This window comes from Christensenella intestinihominis (genome assembly GCF_001678845.1).
In the GTDB taxonomy this organism is placed as follows: Bacteria; Bacillota; Clostridia; order Christensenellales; family Christensenellaceae; genus Christensenella; species Christensenella intestinihominis.
The window spans coordinates 13,211-26,746 of the sequence record NZ_MAIQ01000004.1; the positions used below are offsets into that span (position 1 = coordinate 13,211).

The following is a 13,536-nucleotide window of genomic DNA, read 5'->3' on the forward strand; positions in this document are numbered from 1 at the left end:
ATCATAGCCCCCATTTTTGTTTCAGAGCAAGCGTGGTTCCATCCTCTTCAAACTGGGCGATCACACGGTTGAATTCCGTCTCTACCGCACTTTGCCCCGTGGGAAGCATAATGCTGTATCCCACCTCGTATGCCGGTTCCGCAAGAATCCGGTACCCGGCCGCTTCAAACTGCTTCGACAGTGCGCGCGGCATCGCGATCGCCGCGACGTGCCCGCTGTCGAGGTCAAGCGTGGCGCTTTCAAAATCCGCATACCGCAGTATCTCAAAATCAAGCCCCTGGCTTTCCAGGCGGTCCGCAAAATCTGAAGCCGGGACCGCCGTGGCAAAAAGCCCGATCGCCTCGCTTTCAATATCGGCAAGCCCCTGTGCCCGCGAATCGGCGCGCGCAACGACGACTACGTCGTCCGTATAATAGGGCTTTGTCAGCGTAAAGCCTTTTGTTTTATCCGTTCCTTCCGTCAGCAGGCCGAGCGCAATATCCACCGTTCCGTATTTGATGGCCCCGCCCGCTTCCTGCGAGGTAAGCGGATAATATTCGTACATTTTTGTCTGCCCGCCCAAAAGTTCATTCAGGACCGCATCGATATAATCCCTGTCAAAGCCGACAAGGTTCCCGTTTTCATCCACGCCGCCAAAACCCTTGACGTCCGTGCGCAGGCCGATTTTAACCGTATCGCGCGTCATCAGGAAGCTGGATTCAAAGCCTTGCCTGGTCGCGAGGTTCATAATCAGGAAGATTACAACCAGCACCGCCAGCGCAACACACAAAAGCACCGTCAGCCTTTTCTTATTTGCCTGTACAAACCGGCGCGCCGGCGTATCGCGGCGGCGTTCCGCGGAGTATTTTTTCAAACCGTATCTCCTTGATTCATTATAACAATTATAATGATTTCTTCCGCCTTTTTCAACAAACGCCGCAAATGAATTTCTGAATTCTTTTTGAACATCTTCTTTTTTGCCTGTTTCCCCTTGTAAAAAATTTTTTAAAATGGTAAATTGGGGTTAATATTGTACAGGTATAAAAAAACAGGCCTTTCCCTCCCGGGGAAAATTCCTGCCGGAAAGCCGGAAGCCTGCAACAGTGGAATAAGAAGGACAGGAAACAATGGCTCAAAAATTTGTCGAATCGATTCTGGTAATGGGGGACTCCGTCGCCAAGGGCGTCGTGTTCCATCCGGAAAAGAAACGTTATGTTTTTTCAAAGGATGGCTTTATCCGGAAATTAAAATCTATTCTTCGCCCGAGCGTCCATGATTTTTCAAAATTCGGGACGACGTCGGATTACGGGCAGCAGCTTTTGTCTGAAAAGCTGACCGACCTGAACCCCGACCTTGTGCTGATCGAATACGGCGGGAACGACTGTGATTACAAATGGGACGAGGTCGCCGAAGACCCGATGGCCGTGCATCTTCCCAACACCCCGATCCGGGTGTTTGAGGATAATATCCTGCGCATGGTGCAATCGCTCAAGAAGCTGAATAAAATTCCCGTGCTGATGAACCTTCCGCCGCTCAACGCCGCTTCTTACTTCCGCTGGTTCACAAAAAACGACCCGCAGCGCGCACATAACATTTTAAAGTGGCTGCACGACGTATCCAAAATCTACTGGTGGCAGGAAAAATACTCCTACACCATTGAAAAGATCGCACAGGCGACCGGCGTGCATATGGTCAACGTGCGCGGCGCTTTCCTCCGCCATCCGCAATACCAGGCATTGATTTGTGAAGACGGAATCCACCCGAGCGAGGCCGGGCAGGCGCTGATGGAAAAAACCTTTGTAGACTATATTGAAAAGCATGCCGCATATATGATGGCATAATATGGTTCTCATCAGGGCATATCACGCGATAGCCTTTTGCCCGTTTATGTAAATCCGGGGCGCGGCCGATGGCCTGCGCTCTTTTTTTACGGTTCCACTACCTCGAACGCCTCTTTTGTATTGTGCACGCGCGCGCAGAAGGGATACCGCCCCAGCAGGGCCGCATACGCCCGTTCCTCTTCATCCGTACCGGGAAACACCGCGAATACGCAGCTTCCGCTGCCCGTCATCATTGCAAATTCCGCGCCGCAGTCCATGCATTCCTTTAGAATCGTATCCACCCTGGGGCACAGGGCGATACCCGCCGGCAAAAGGGAATTTCCCGCCGCGCGGAAATATCCCGCGCGGTTCCCTTCCTCAAGCGCCGCAGCGGCGGCTTCAATGTCCGGCGTCACGGCAGGAAGCGCATGGTATTTCGCGTAGGCCGGGCCAGTCATGACCCCCTCCTCCGGTTTCACAAGCAGATAGGAAAAACCGCAATTGTTGCGGATCGGGGTAAGGATTTCCCCAATTCCCCGCGCGCGCGCGCACCCGCCTCTCAGGAAAAAGGGAACGTCCGCGCCAATCCGCACGGCAAGTTGGCCCATCTCCCGCCGGGAAAGCCGCGCATCATAAATCATGTTGAGCGCAGCCAGCACCGCGCCCGCATCGCTGCTGCCCCCGCCGAGGCCCGCCTGCGCCGGAATATTCTTTTTCAGCGTCATCCGCGCACCGCCGCGGATTCCCGCCGTATCAAAGAACAGCCGGGCCGCTTGGATTGCCGTATTGCGTTCATCCGCAGGGATACCCTCGCATTGCAGGGAAATATCGTCCGCCGGAATAATTTCCAGTTCATCCGCGAGGGAAATATTCTGCATAAGCATATCGAGCTCGTGCATTCCGTCCGCGCGCCTTCCGGTAATCGCAAGCGACAGGTTCAGCTTTGCAAATGCTTTTAATTTCATAAAACGCCTCCGCTAAATTCTGGCAGAAATATTATAGCATATATGATAGTATCCATGCGCATGTTTATGTTAAAATAGCTGTAATATAATTATAGCTGCAAGCGAGGTACTGACGTGTTTTTAACAAACGGATGGCAGGATTATACGGTGCTCGATACGGGCGACGGCATGAAGCTTGAACGATGGGGGGATGTGATTCTGTCCCGGCCTGACCCGCAGGTGATCTGGGCAAAGCAGGCCCCGGAGCTGTGGCAGGCCGCACATGCGGAATATGTGCGCAGCGACCGTGGGGGCGGCCAGTGGAATTTCATCAGGAAGCTGCCTGAGCGGTGGACCATTTCGTACGGCCCTCTTAGGTTTTATGTCCGCCCTACCGGCTTCAAACACACCGGCTTGTTCCCCGAGCAGGCATCCAACTGGGATTTCATGGCAAAGATGATTAAGGCGGCCTCCTTCAAGCCGCGCATTTTAAACCTCTTTGCGTATACCGGAGGCGCGACGCTCGCCTGCGCGCAGGCTGGCGCACAGGTCACGCATATCGACGCGGCGAAAAGCATGAACGGCTGGGCAAAGGAAAACCTTGCGCTGTCCGGCCTCGAGGACCGCCCTGTCCGCATCCTTGCGGACGACTGCCTGAAATTCGTGCTGCGCGAACAGCGGCGGGGCAACCGCTATGACGGCATCGTAATGGACCCGCCAAGCTATGGCCGGGGCGCGGACGGCAAGGTGTTCCGTACCGAGGACGACCTTTTCCACCTGGTATCCGAAACCGCAAAGCTGCTTTCCGATACGCCCCTCTTTTTTATCATCAATTCCTATACCACCGGCCTTTCTTCCGTGGTCTGCAAAAACCTGCTCAGCATCTGCCTGCCCGGGCGCGGCGGCGCCATTGACGCGGGCGACCTGTGCCTGCCCATAGAGGGCCAGGATGTTGTGCTTCCCTGCGGCACAACGACAAGGTGGCATATATGATTCCCGAAATCCTTTATGAGGACAACCACGTCATTGTTGCGGTGAAACCGCAGAATATGCCTTCCCAAGCGGACGCTTCGCGTGATATGGACTTTTTGACCCTCTTGAAGCAGTATATAAAAGAAAAATATGAAAAGCCCGGCGCCGTTTACCTTGGGCTTGTGCACCGCCTCGACCGGCCCGCCGGCGGCGTGATGGTATTCGCGCGCACGTCGAAAGCGGCGGCGCGGCTGTCCGCACAGGTAAGGGACCACTCTTTCCAAAAGCAATATTATGCAGTCGTCGCGAATGGGCTGCCGCCGGAGGGGACGCTTTCGGACGCGCTTTTAAAGGATAGCCGTACGAATATGACGCGCGTCGTTCCACCGGGGACGCAAGGCGCAAAGCAGGCCGTGCTTTCCTACCGTATCCTCCAAAAAGAAGAAAATTATCTTCTGGCCGATATCTCCCTGAAAACCGGCCGCCCCCACCAGATTCGCGTACAATTTTCCCACGCGGGCGCACCGCTCGTCGGCGACGCAAAATACGGCGGAGCGGACAACCCCAGGCTGTGCCTGTGGTCGTACCGCCTTTCCTTCCTGCATCCCACAAAAAAAGAGCGGATGACATTTGCATGCCTCCCGCCCGATCGTTTCCCATGGAATTTATTTGAAATCCCTTCCCGGTAAATTCGTATCCGCCCGTTTCCGTTCCGCCTACTCAAAGTTTACAAGGGGAAAATCGATATCATCGGTTTCAATTGTTTTCCCGTTGAGGTATTCCAGCATATTGTTTACACCCGTATTAAAGCTGATTTTATTGGCCCACAGCGCCTGGTATTTGATTCCCAGCTTCTTATTGGTACGCGCGTCGCCGTACAGGTTATCGCCCAAAACCGGATAACCGGCGGCTTCCATATGGGCGCGCTCCTGGTTCAGGTACTGGGTCACCGGTTCAATTTCCACAATGCTGAATATTCCGTTGCTTTCGAGGACGTGGTAACGCGTATAGATCGGCACCGAGCCGCGCATTTTCTTTTGGGAGACGCGGTATTTGTCGTCGCTGTCTTTCACATAAAAATGCTGGAATTCGCCGTTTTCATAATCCGGGCATCCTTTGATGATGGCGCGGAAGGTGCGCTGGAGCCGCCGCTGGCGGACTGCCTCGCGAACCGCTTCAAAATATTCCGCATTTTTGGCAAACAACACAAGCCCGCCCGTATACACGTCGAGTTTGAAGCAGGCAAAGGGAATGCAGCCGGATTCCTCGGAATATTCTCCCGCGTCGCGCATATAATTGATGACCATAGACATCAGCTCGGGCGTGTTCCGGTCTGTGCGCCCTACGACAACAGTGCCCGGCTGTTTATTGAGGACGATGAAATTTTTATCTTCATAGACAATGTCGAGCAACGGAAACCGTTGGAATTCGACGGGAACATATACTTCAATGATGTCGCCCGCTTCCACCTCAAAATCTTTTTTTATCAGGCAGCCGTTCAGCTTAATGTCCCCGGCTTTTATCATTTTTTTCAAATTAACGGAGGCAAGCTCCGGTAAGAATTCCGCCACGCACTGCGTAATGCGATATCCCTGGTGCTCCTGCGTGATTTCCAGCTTGATCATGTGTGTTTCCCCTTCACGCCCCTAGTTGTGTTGCGGCGTTCTTCATCTGTACTACATATTGTATTATAGTACCCATATGTAAAATTTGCAAATTGTACGGGGATAAGTTATAGTGAATTTGTTTATGAATAATTTATCATAGTTTAGGAGGTTTTGATGATGGAACAGTTATCTTGTGTTTTAGGCCGGAGAAGCGTGCGTAAATATACGGGCGAACCCGTGTCCAGGGAGCACGAGGACCTTTTGCTCTCGGCAGGCTTCAGCGCCCCCAGCGCCAGGAATGCGCGTCCATGGGAATTTATTGTCGTGCGCGACAGGGACCGGCTTGAAAAATTGTCAACGGTGCGGCCGTATTGGCCGATGCTGAAAAGTGCGGACCTCGCAATCATCGTTTGCGCCAACCTGCGCGGTTATCAGGGTTCAAATAAGGACTTCTTTATCCAGGACTGCGCCGCCGCCACGCAAAACATCCTGATTGCCGCGGAAGGCCTCGGGCTGGGCGCGGTATGGCTTGGGTGCTATCCTACGGAGGAAGGGCCGAAAGGCGTTCGCCGTATTCTTGAAATTCCCGGGGATATCATTCCTTTCAGTGTGATCTCGGTTGGCCATCCCGCCGAACATGCAACCCCGCATCCTGAAATTGTGCCCGAACGCGTGCATTACGACAAATATTAAGCCTTGTCTGCAAAACACTTGACATACCTTGAATCCCTATGTATAATTCAAGCATAGATATTCAAGGTATTTTTCATTCCTGATTCGGAAAGGAGCGCAGCCCATGAAATTCGATAAAAACATGACCTCGGTGGGAACTTCCCTTTTAATCCTGCACCTTTTGGAAGCCAAAGATATGTATGGCTACCAGATTATCAGCGAGCTCGCCGACCGGTCGGGCAATATTTTTGAATTCCAGGAAGGCACCCTCTATCCCGTGCTGCACGCCATGCAGAAGGACGGTTATATTGAATCCTATGCTGTCCGGGCGGAAAACGGCAGGCTGCGCAAATATTACAAAATTACGGAACGCGGCAGAAGGCAGCTGCACGCCAAAAAGAAGGAATGGCGCGCTTTTTCCACGGCGATGGAAGACATGATCGGAGGGCAGGCGTAATGGAACCCGGTGCAATTGTGCTCAAATATGTTGAACAGGTATGCGGTAAAATCAGGGCGGACGACGCACGCGGGAATTTCCGTGAGGAGCTTCTGGACCACATTGCGCAAAGCGTTGAAAATCTTATGGAGGAGCGCGGGCTTTCGCAGGAGGATGCGGAAACGGAGACCATTGTGCGCATGGGCTCCCCCGACGTGCTTGTGCAGGAAATGAATACGGTGCACAAGGGCGACTTCCCGCTGCTGCTTGTGCTGCGAACAATCTTCCTGACGCTGACGGCGGTGTTCGCCATTTGGAACGCATATGTCTGGGGATCGGCTTATTTAAACGGCTATTTACCGGCCGGAGCCAATTTCTTTACGCCGGAGCCAATGATGAGAACTCCTGACGGCCCTTCCGATACGCGTCCCTTTTTCTGGATTCCGCTGATTGTTTCCGCGCTGCTTTTCATTATTCCGGCGCTCCGGCAGGCGTGTGAAAAGCACGGACACCGGGTCCATCACGCTTAAAGGCGTAGTCGCCGTTCCATCAAAAACGTGGGAGCAATACTCCCCGATACCATGCTGTTAAATTGTAAGAAGCGGTAAGTAAAGGGCTCTCGGACGAATCCGGGAGCCTTTTATTGTTATATCGCCTTATGTTACCTGGATATACCATTTTCTGGAAAAAGCCGGATTAAGCCATCGTTGGGAAATAACCTCTTTGAACAAAAAGTAATTTCATTCAAACAAATTAGTGTCATAAAGAGTGAAAATTTTATTGACATTCAATTAGTTTAGTGCTAAATTAATTTATAATAAATAGTTTAGTACTGAACTAAAAGGCGGTGGGTGAAATGAGTACAAAGGAAGAAAAGGTATTGGATAAAGGCCTGAAACAAAATTTTATTCGGTCGATGTTGCGCATAAAGCAGGCCCTTCCTGCTATTTCGGATTTTATGGACATTAATGTGAACGAGATGCTGATTCTGGCAAATATTTTGGGCAGCCCCGACGATATGAACGATTCCGGCTGCACTTATGTTTCCGACATTATGAGCAATGTTTTCATTACAAAATCAGCCGTATCGCAGACATTGAGTGTACTTGAGAAAAATGGGCTGGTTACGCGCGAAACGGATTTAGCGGACAGGCGCAGGGTGGCGGTCTCTTTGACACAAAAGGGAAAAGCGGCGGTTCAAAAAGCGCAGGGAGAGATGGAAGGCTTTCTCCAGGTCATTTTTGAACGGTTTGGCAAGGAAAATATCAGGAAGATGACGGAATATATCACCGGATTTGCCGATGTACTCCAGGAGGTGAACAGGGAAATGCAGGAATCCAAAAAATCAGGCAAATAATTTGGTGTTTTATCATTTTGAGATAGAGTTTAAATTTGGAGGCAATAAAAATGGAACAGGTTCAAAAAAGGAAAAAATGGCCGATTGTGATTGGGATAATTGCAGCTGTAATTGTAGTTGCAATCATTGCAGTACAGGTAAGCGCCTCAGCGGCATCCCAGCCGGTTTATGAGGTTTATACCGTAGAAGCGGGAGATATCACAAAAAGTGTGACAGCTTCCGGCACCTTACAGGCACAGGACGATATTGAAGTCGACCTTCCTGCGGCGATCGAGCTGGACGAAACAATGATTCATGTTGGGGACTCCGTGACGGAGGGACAAACGCTTGCTACGCTTGACGCTGACTCGGTCAATCGTTATTACAAGGAACTGACTGCCCAATTAAATGCTGTGGACCGCGAACTGATGACGATCGAAAGGGAGACCGAAACCATTAAGGCCCCGATGCAGGGCCGGATCAAACAAATCCTCATTGAAGAAGGCGGGAATGTCGGGGATTATGAATATGTTATGCTGCTTTCTACCGACGGTAAGATGAAAGTGGACGTATCGACGGAAAAGGCCATTGCCCTTACCGAAGAGGTAAAAGTCAAATATGGTGACGGCCATGAAAAGACGGGCTCTATATTGGCTAAAACCGGCGACGGATATACGGTAACCGTCCCGGACGACGGGCCGAAGCTGGACGGAACCGCTGAAATTTACTTTGATGATGAATTGATCGGAACCGGAACTTTTAAAATCAATGCCCCAATCAAGGTTATTGCTGACGGCGGAATTGTGAAAGACATAACTGTTGAAGAAAACGACAGCGTTTCCGCGGGCAACACCCTGGTTACCCTGGAGAACAAAGTTACAACAGACAGCTATCAGGAAAAATTTGATGAACGCCAGGACATTGAAGACAAAATGACTGAAGCGCGGGGCTATTTACAGAATCCGGTTATTGTCTCGCCTGTCGCGGGGATTGTCCGCACAATAGACGAAGCGCCAACAGCGCAGCAAGGCGGATCGGGCAGTATGATAGGCGGCGCAGCGCTCAATATGTCCGCGTTACAGCAAACGCAGCAGGCAAACACAGCACAGGGTACCGCCGTATCGGCCGATGCAGCAAGCTCCGAAGAGCGTACGGTATTTGAATTAAGCGCGGGCGGGGTGACGGAACTGCCTATAGAAATTGACGAAATGGACGTCGCGGCGATTAAACCGGGACAGGAAGCCGTGATTGCCGTTGATGCACTAGGAGAGGAACAATTTACTGCAAAAGTTGACCGCATTTCAAAGATAGGAAATTCTGCAAACGGCGTAACGACTTATGACGTCGTCCTCGTGATGGAAAAAAGCGACGAGCGTTTCTTTGAAGGCATGAATGCTTCTGCGACGATCGTAGCGGAACAAATTGAGGATACCGTGCTGGTCCCGCTTGAACTGGTGCAGGAAGACAAGGATGGCACCTTTGTGGAGGTGTCGCCCAGCGATAACAGCAATGGAGCGGACCGCCGACGCGTAGAAGTCACGGAGGGAGTGTCTGACGGTATCAATGTGCAAATACAATCCGGTCTCAATGTGGGAGACAAAATTGTCTACCTGAATGAATCCGCCGGAAGTACGGTAGTTGACTTTATACAGAATGGCGGACTTTTCAGCTCGGCGAGCTAGGAGGATTTTCCATGAATAAAAAGCATGAAAAAATAGAATCTGACGTCCCCAAAACAGATGATATGATAGAGTTACGGGACGTATCTAAAATTTATTCAATGGGGGGCGAGAAAATCCATGCCCTGGATCACGCAAACCTGCGTATTAAGCGCGGGGAATATGTGAGTATTATCGGCCCGTCCGGCAGTGGCAAATCGACCCTCATGAACATTATCGGATGTTTGGATATTGCGGACGAAGGAATTTATTTGCTGGATGGGCTGGAAATTAAGCAATATAGCGAAAAAGAACTCGCAAAAATACGAAACCAGAAAATAGGGTTTATTTTCCAGGGGTTTAATCTTTTGCCGAAGCTGACGGCCGAAGCAAATGTCGAACTGCCGATGATTTACCAGGGTATACCCGTTGCCGAGCGGAAGGAAAAGGTGGCGGTTGCCTTGGAGCGGGTGAATCTGACAAAGCGCATGCAGCATAAGCCGACAGAATTATCCGGGGGGCAGCAGCAGCGCGTTGCAATCGCGCGGGCGCTCGCAACCAGTCCGGCGCTGATCCTTGCCGACGAGCCGACGGGAAACCTGGATTCCAAAACGAGTGCGGAAATTATGAAGCTGTTTGACGAACTGCATAAAAATGGCAATACCATTGTGCTCATTACCCATGACGATTCCGTAGCGGCGCATGCAAAACGGCTCGTGCGGATATTGGATGGGTGTGTGCAGGAGGTGCCGGCATGATTGGACAAACATTCAAGATGGCATGGAGTGCGATTGCCTCCAACAAGATGCGTTCGTTCCTGACGATGCTGGGTATTATCATAGGCGTAATTGCAATCGTGGTACTGGTTTCCCTGGTCGGAGGGGCGACATCGTCGATCACAGGCGAGATAGAGGATGTCAGCGCCAATGCGCTGTCCGTCACAATTTCGGACGACAAAGGCCACCCGCTGACGCTATCAGATATCCAGGCGCTGGAGCGGCAGGACGATTCGTTTGGCCAGGTTGCCCCGCTCGGGACGACAGTCGGAACAATAAAGAAAAATGTAATCAATGAAACGGCGCAGGTGAACGGCACAACTGCGGCTTATGCGGATATTCACAACTTGAAACTCGGAAGCGGCAGGTTCCTTAAGACCGCGGATGTGGAAAACGGTTCCTCCGTGGCGGTGCTCAATGCAAATGCAAGCCATAAGCTGTTCGGGACCTTGAATTCGGTCGGAAACCGGTTTTCGCTGGATGGACAGTCGTTCCTTGTGGTAGGCGTACTGGAGGATTCCGAGGATATTACCACGGCGGTCATGGGGGATAACCCTGCGCTATACATACCGTTCACAGTGGAATCCCGCATGGCGAAACAGCCCTATGTTACATCGTTTTCCGTCTCTCCCAGCACGGACGACAGTATTGATGAAGCGGAGGATGCGCTCAATAAGTATATGTTACAAAGGTTCCGCGGGGATGCGGATGCGTTCAGTGTGCTCAACCAGTCGGTATTTCTCGACACGATAGATACGGTAACGAGCACAATGACGCTGCTTTTAGGAGGAATTGCCGCAATTTCCCTTATCGTCGGCGGGATTGGAATCATGAATATCATGCTGGTTTCCGTCACGGAGCGGACGAGGGAAATCGGTATCCGGAAAGCCATCGGCGCCAGTCGAAGCAGCATATTGGTTCAATTTTTGATCGAAGCCCTTGTCCTTTGCCTGATTGGCTGCGGGATCGGCCTGCTGGGATCGTGGGCCCTGCTGGAACTGATTGGCGTAATCGCTGGGGATATGCTGGCAGTAGATATGTCCGCCGGTGTTGTCGGACTGGCTGTGGGCTTCTCGATTGCAATCGGTGTCGTATTCGGTATTAACCCAGCCAACAAGGCTTCCAAGCTGCAGCCGATTCAGGCCTTGCGGTATGAATAAGGAAGGTTTTATAAAAAAACAAAACGGAGTTTAAAGTCGAAGAGATTTTAAACTCCGTTTTTGGTAAACATGGCTGCATCGGCGATATGGGATTTGTACGGAAAGCACGATTACACAAAGGTTTTCCGATCGTCGATAAACAACATTATACGAAAAATTCCCCGCCAATTAAACAAGTTTTTCTACTTCCGCCTTATATTCTTCATACATGGGTTCCCAAACGTCTTCCTTAGCGCCCATGCCGACATAGCCTATTACTCCCTCACGATCAATGACGAGCGTATAAGGCGCGTGCCCAACGGGCCATTTGATCACTCCCGCCGGGTCCAGCCCCACGTTAAACGTATATCCGTTTTCCTCAATAAACTCAGTTACTTTTTCTTTTTTATCGCGGGAATTTACCGCCAAAATAACGAGGTCATCACCATATTCCCCCTTCAGCTTTTCAAAGGCGGGCATTTCAGCGACACACGGGGGGCAGCTGATAAACCAGAAATTCAGCAGTACAACTTTTCCCTTCAGGTCGGAAAGCTTCACCAGTTCGCCGCTTAAAAGCTCTACTTCAAAATCAACGGGCGTATCCCCCGCTTTGTATTCGTCCGGTATCTCTCCGAACATACGGCTATTGCTTTCTTCGGCCTGTCCGCAGGAGACGAAAGCCATTATCGCCATAACCACCGCCAAAGCCAATATCATTTTCCTTTTCATATTCTTTCCTCCTTAAAATCAAAATTGATGCGCCTTACTGACCCAGCAGCTTTTCAATTTCGGAATCATACCTGATAAAATCCTGATCTGCTTCTCCCGTTCCGCCAGTGTGGACGCTTTGTATGGTCCCTTGCCGGTCAATGACCAGTGAATAAGGAATCGCGTCGCCCGGGAATTGGATGACCCGCGCCCTGTCGACCCCGACCTTGAACGAATGACTGTTTTCGCTCATGTATTTTTCTATTTTCTCCTTCCGGTCGCCCGAGTTAATTGCCAAAATAACCAAATCATCGCCGTATTTATCAAGCAACATATCGAACGCCGGCATTTCAAGCAGGCACAGTTTACAGCTAAGGTCCCAAAAATTGAGCAACACAACTTTCCCTTTCAGGTCGGAAAGCGTTATCATCTCGCCGTTCAGCAGCTCCACCTCAAAATCCGCAGGGATATCGCCGACCCGGTATTCGTCGGGTATTTCCCAAAGCATGCTGTTGTTACTGTCATCCGCTCCCTGAGCAGGAGCGGCGTTACCGCTTGTTTCCGTTAAAGCACTGCCGCCTCCGTCCGCCTGGCCGCAGGCTGTTAGAACAAATAATACTGCCAAAAGCAAAAATGTGGCTGCTGTCCGTCTTCTCATCTTTCGCACTCCATTTCTTTTCGCTTTTTATCGCGTTTATGCTTCCATGAAACAGCGCCGCGGCTGCATACATCAATGCACTTGCCGCAGCTGATGCATTCGCGGTCGCCCGGCATTTTAATATCCATCGGACAGGCCCTGATGCATTTTCCGCAATGGTTACAGGTACTTTTTTCTACCCGGATACCAAACACCGATATCTTATTGAAAAATGAATAGAGCGCACCCAACGGACATGCAAACCGGCAAAATCCCCTGTGCGCGAATACGGAAAGGATTACAAGCCCCGCCAGTATAAATACCTTCCATTGGAACAAACCACCTATAATCGCCTGTAATCCCTCATTCATGGCCACAAGCGGGATACCCGCTTCGAGGGTGCCCGCCGGGCAAATATATTGGCAAAAAGCCGGAGAGCCGGTGACAGCGGGAAGAATGCCTATAAAAAGGATAAGAACAATATATTTTAAATAAGAAATCCTTTGTGTGACGCGGCTTTTTTGAAGCTTGGGCACAGGGATTTTATGCAATAGTTCCTGGAGCAAACCAAAGGGGCACAGAAACCCGCATATAAGCCGTCCAAACAATACGCCGAATAATAGCAGTATGCCGATAATATAAAACATGGCTTTGTCCGGCGTTGATACCAGTTTGTTTTGCAGTGTGCCAAGCGGACAAGAGGCCACCGCCCCGGGACAGCTATAGCAATTCAGTCCGGGAACGCACAAGCCTTTGGGCTGTTTGGTATATATCCTGCCCGCGGCGAAGCCCGGTAGGTTCGCATTGTATATCAGCGCTGAGAGCAGCTGTATAATCCGCCTTCGCCTCATA

Annotated in this window: 16 protein-coding genes; 10 read left to right on the forward strand and 6 right to left on the reverse strand. The window is 51.0% G+C overall.

The features are described 5' to 3' along the window. Nucleotide 1 precedes the first annotated feature (1 nt). A complete protein-coding gene (locus BBD38_RS06505) occupies nucleotides 2-853 on the reverse strand; it encodes a substrate-binding periplasmic protein (protein ID WP_066685998.1) in 852 nt (283 codons plus the stop codon). A 253-nt stretch (nucleotides 854-1,106) separates the two neighbouring features. Between BBD38_RS06505 and BBD38_RS06510 the strand changes: the two genes are divergently transcribed. Continuing rightward, nucleotides 1,107-1,820, forward strand: a complete 714-nt coding sequence (locus BBD38_RS06510; RefSeq protein ID WP_066686000.1) for an SGNH/GDSL hydrolase family protein — start codon at nucleotides 1,107-1,109, stop codon at nucleotides 1,818-1,820. A gap of 86 nt (nucleotides 1,821-1,906) precedes the next feature. On the opposite strand, the gene ispE is transcribed toward BBD38_RS06510, so the two are convergent. Next, on the reverse strand, nucleotides 1,907-2,764 hold the full coding sequence (ispE, locus tag BBD38_RS06515; protein ID WP_066686002.1) for a 4-(cytidine 5'-diphospho)-2-C-methyl-D-erythritol kinase: 858 nt from the start codon (nucleotides 2,762-2,764) through the stop codon (nucleotides 1,907-1,909). 114 nt (nucleotides 2,765-2,878) lie between these two features. On the opposite strand from ispE, the gene BBD38_RS06520 reads away from it, so the two are divergent. Further along, nucleotides 2,879-3,736: a class I SAM-dependent methyltransferase gene (locus BBD38_RS06520; RefSeq protein ID WP_066686004.1), complete on the forward strand. Its 858-nt coding sequence runs from the start codon at nucleotides 2,879-2,881 to the stop codon at nucleotides 3,734-3,736. Next, complete coding sequence (locus tag BBD38_RS06525) at nucleotides 3,733-4,404, forward strand: RluA family pseudouridine synthase (protein ID WP_066686006.1); 672 nt, start codon at nucleotides 3,733-3,735, stop codon at nucleotides 4,402-4,404. Before BBD38_RS06520 ends, BBD38_RS06525 begins: the two co-directional genes overlap by 4 nt. Before the next feature lie 27 nt (nucleotides 4,405-4,431). Here the strand turns inward: BBD38_RS06525 and BBD38_RS06530 are convergent, their stop codons facing one another. Next, nucleotides 4,432-5,340, reverse strand: a complete 909-nt coding sequence (locus tag BBD38_RS06530; RefSeq protein WP_066686008.1) for a pseudouridine synthase — start codon at nucleotides 5,338-5,340, stop codon at nucleotides 4,432-4,434. A 156-nt stretch (nucleotides 5,341-5,496) separates the two neighbouring features. On the opposite strand from BBD38_RS06530, the gene BBD38_RS06535 reads away from it, so the two are divergent. The 7 genes from BBD38_RS06535 to BBD38_RS06565 all read left to right on the forward strand — a co-directional run bounded on the left by BBD38_RS06535 (nucleotide 5,497) and on the right by BBD38_RS06565 (nucleotide 11,360). After that, nucleotides 5,497-6,015 (forward strand): nitroreductase family protein, encoded by a 519-nt coding sequence (locus BBD38_RS06535; protein ID WP_235829108.1) that lies wholly within the window; start codon nucleotides 5,497-5,499, stop codon nucleotides 6,013-6,015. A gap of 103 nt (nucleotides 6,016-6,118) precedes the next feature. Then, nucleotides 6,119-6,451, forward strand: a complete 333-nt coding sequence (locus BBD38_RS06540) for a PadR family transcriptional regulator (RefSeq protein ID WP_066686009.1) — start codon at nucleotides 6,119-6,121, stop codon at nucleotides 6,449-6,451. Then, the gene (locus BBD38_RS06545) at nucleotides 6,451-6,960 is read left to right on the forward strand and encodes a permease prefix domain 1-containing protein (RefSeq protein WP_066686010.1); all 510 of its coding nucleotides are present in this window, start codon (nucleotides 6,451-6,453) and stop codon (nucleotides 6,958-6,960) included. The genes BBD38_RS06540 and BBD38_RS06545 overlap by 1 nt, the downstream gene beginning before the upstream one ends. A 326-nt stretch (nucleotides 6,961-7,286) precedes the next feature. Then, nucleotides 7,287-7,787: a MarR family winged helix-turn-helix transcriptional regulator gene (locus BBD38_RS06550; RefSeq protein WP_066686012.1), complete on the forward strand. Its 501-nt coding sequence runs from the start codon at nucleotides 7,287-7,289 to the stop codon at nucleotides 7,785-7,787. Nucleotides 7,788-7,837: 50 nt separating this feature from the next. Next, nucleotides 7,838-9,448, forward strand: coding sequence for a hypothetical protein (locus tag BBD38_RS06555; protein WP_066686014.1), 1,611 nt, complete (start codon nucleotides 7,838-7,840; stop codon nucleotides 9,446-9,448). Between the two features lie 62 nt (nucleotides 9,449-9,510). Next, a complete protein-coding gene (locus tag BBD38_RS06560; protein ID WP_066686477.1) occupies nucleotides 9,511-10,182 on the forward strand; it encodes an ABC transporter ATP-binding protein in 672 nt (223 codons plus the stop codon). Then, on the forward strand, nucleotides 10,179-11,360 hold the full coding sequence (locus BBD38_RS06565; RefSeq protein WP_066686016.1) for an ABC transporter permease: 1,182 nt from the start codon (nucleotides 10,179-10,181) through the stop codon (nucleotides 11,358-11,360). Before BBD38_RS06560 ends, BBD38_RS06565 begins: the two co-directional genes overlap by 4 nt. A gap of 168 nt (nucleotides 11,361-11,528) precedes the next feature. Here BBD38_RS06565 and BBD38_RS06570 read toward each other — a convergent pair whose 3' ends face one another. The 3 genes from BBD38_RS06570 to BBD38_RS15190 are packed head-to-tail and all read right to left on the reverse strand — an operon-like array spanning nucleotide 11,529 to nucleotide 13,535. Beyond that, nucleotides 11,529-12,068 carry a TlpA family protein disulfide reductase gene (locus BBD38_RS06570; RefSeq protein ID WP_066686018.1) on the reverse strand — a complete coding sequence of 180 codons (540 nt, stop codon included), beginning with the start codon at nucleotides 12,066-12,068 and terminating at the stop codon, nucleotides 11,529-11,531. Between the two features lie 34 nt (nucleotides 12,069-12,102). Beyond that, nucleotides 12,103-12,705: a TlpA family protein disulfide reductase gene (locus BBD38_RS06575; RefSeq protein WP_082989536.1), complete on the reverse strand. Its 603-nt coding sequence runs from the start codon at nucleotides 12,703-12,705 to the stop codon at nucleotides 12,103-12,105. After that, a complete protein-coding gene (locus tag BBD38_RS15190; protein WP_066686021.1) occupies nucleotides 12,702-13,535 on the reverse strand; it encodes a 4Fe-4S binding protein in 834 nt (277 codons plus the stop codon). Before BBD38_RS15190 ends, BBD38_RS06575 begins: the two co-directional genes overlap by 4 nt. Nucleotide 13,536 lies beyond the last annotated feature (1 nt).

Coding starts and splice junctions, on each gene's coding strand:
- BBD38_RS06510 (WP_066686000.1), top strand. CDS start 1,107: ATGGCTCAAAAATTTGTCGAATCGATTCTGGTAATGGGGGACTCCGTC.
- ispE (WP_066686002.1), bottom strand. CDS start 2,764: ATGAAATTAAAAGCATTTGCAAAGCTGAACCTGTCGCTTGCGATTACC.
- BBD38_RS06525 (WP_066686006.1), top strand. CDS start 3,733: ATGATTCCCGAAATCCTTTATGAGGACAACCACGTCATTGTTGCGGTG.
- BBD38_RS06530 (WP_066686008.1), bottom strand. CDS start 5,340: ATGATCAAGCTGGAAATCACGCAGGAGCACCAGGGATATCGCATTACG.
- BBD38_RS06535 (WP_235829108.1), top strand. CDS start 5,497: ATGATGGAACAGTTATCTTGTGTTTTAGGCCGGAGAAGCGTGCGTAAA.
- BBD38_RS06540 (WP_066686009.1), top strand. CDS start 6,119: ATGAAATTCGATAAAAACATGACCTCGGTGGGAACTTCCCTTTTAATC.
- BBD38_RS06545 (WP_066686010.1), top strand. CDS start 6,451: ATGGAACCCGGTGCAATTGTGCTCAAATATGTTGAACAGGTATGCGGT.
- BBD38_RS06550 (WP_066686012.1), top strand. CDS start 7,287: ATGAGTACAAAGGAAGAAAAGGTATTGGATAAAGGCCTGAAACAAAAT.
- BBD38_RS06555 (WP_066686014.1), top strand. CDS start 7,838: ATGGAACAGGTTCAAAAAAGGAAAAAATGGCCGATTGTGATTGGGATA.
- BBD38_RS06560 (WP_066686477.1), top strand. CDS start 9,511: ATGATAGAGTTACGGGACGTATCTAAAATTTATTCAATGGGGGGCGAG.
- BBD38_RS06565 (WP_066686016.1), top strand. CDS start 10,179: ATGATTGGACAAACATTCAAGATGGCATGGAGTGCGATTGCCTCCAAC.
- BBD38_RS06570 (WP_066686018.1), bottom strand. CDS start 12,068: ATGAAAAGGAAAATGATATTGGCTTTGGCGGTGGTTATGGCGATAATG.
- BBD38_RS06575 (WP_082989536.1), bottom strand. CDS start 12,705: ATGAGAAGACGGACAGCAGCCACATTTTTGCTTTTGGCAGTATTATTT.
- BBD38_RS15190 (WP_066686021.1), bottom strand. CDS start 13,535: ATGAGGCGAAGGCGGATTATACAGCTGCTCTCAGCGCTGATATACAAT.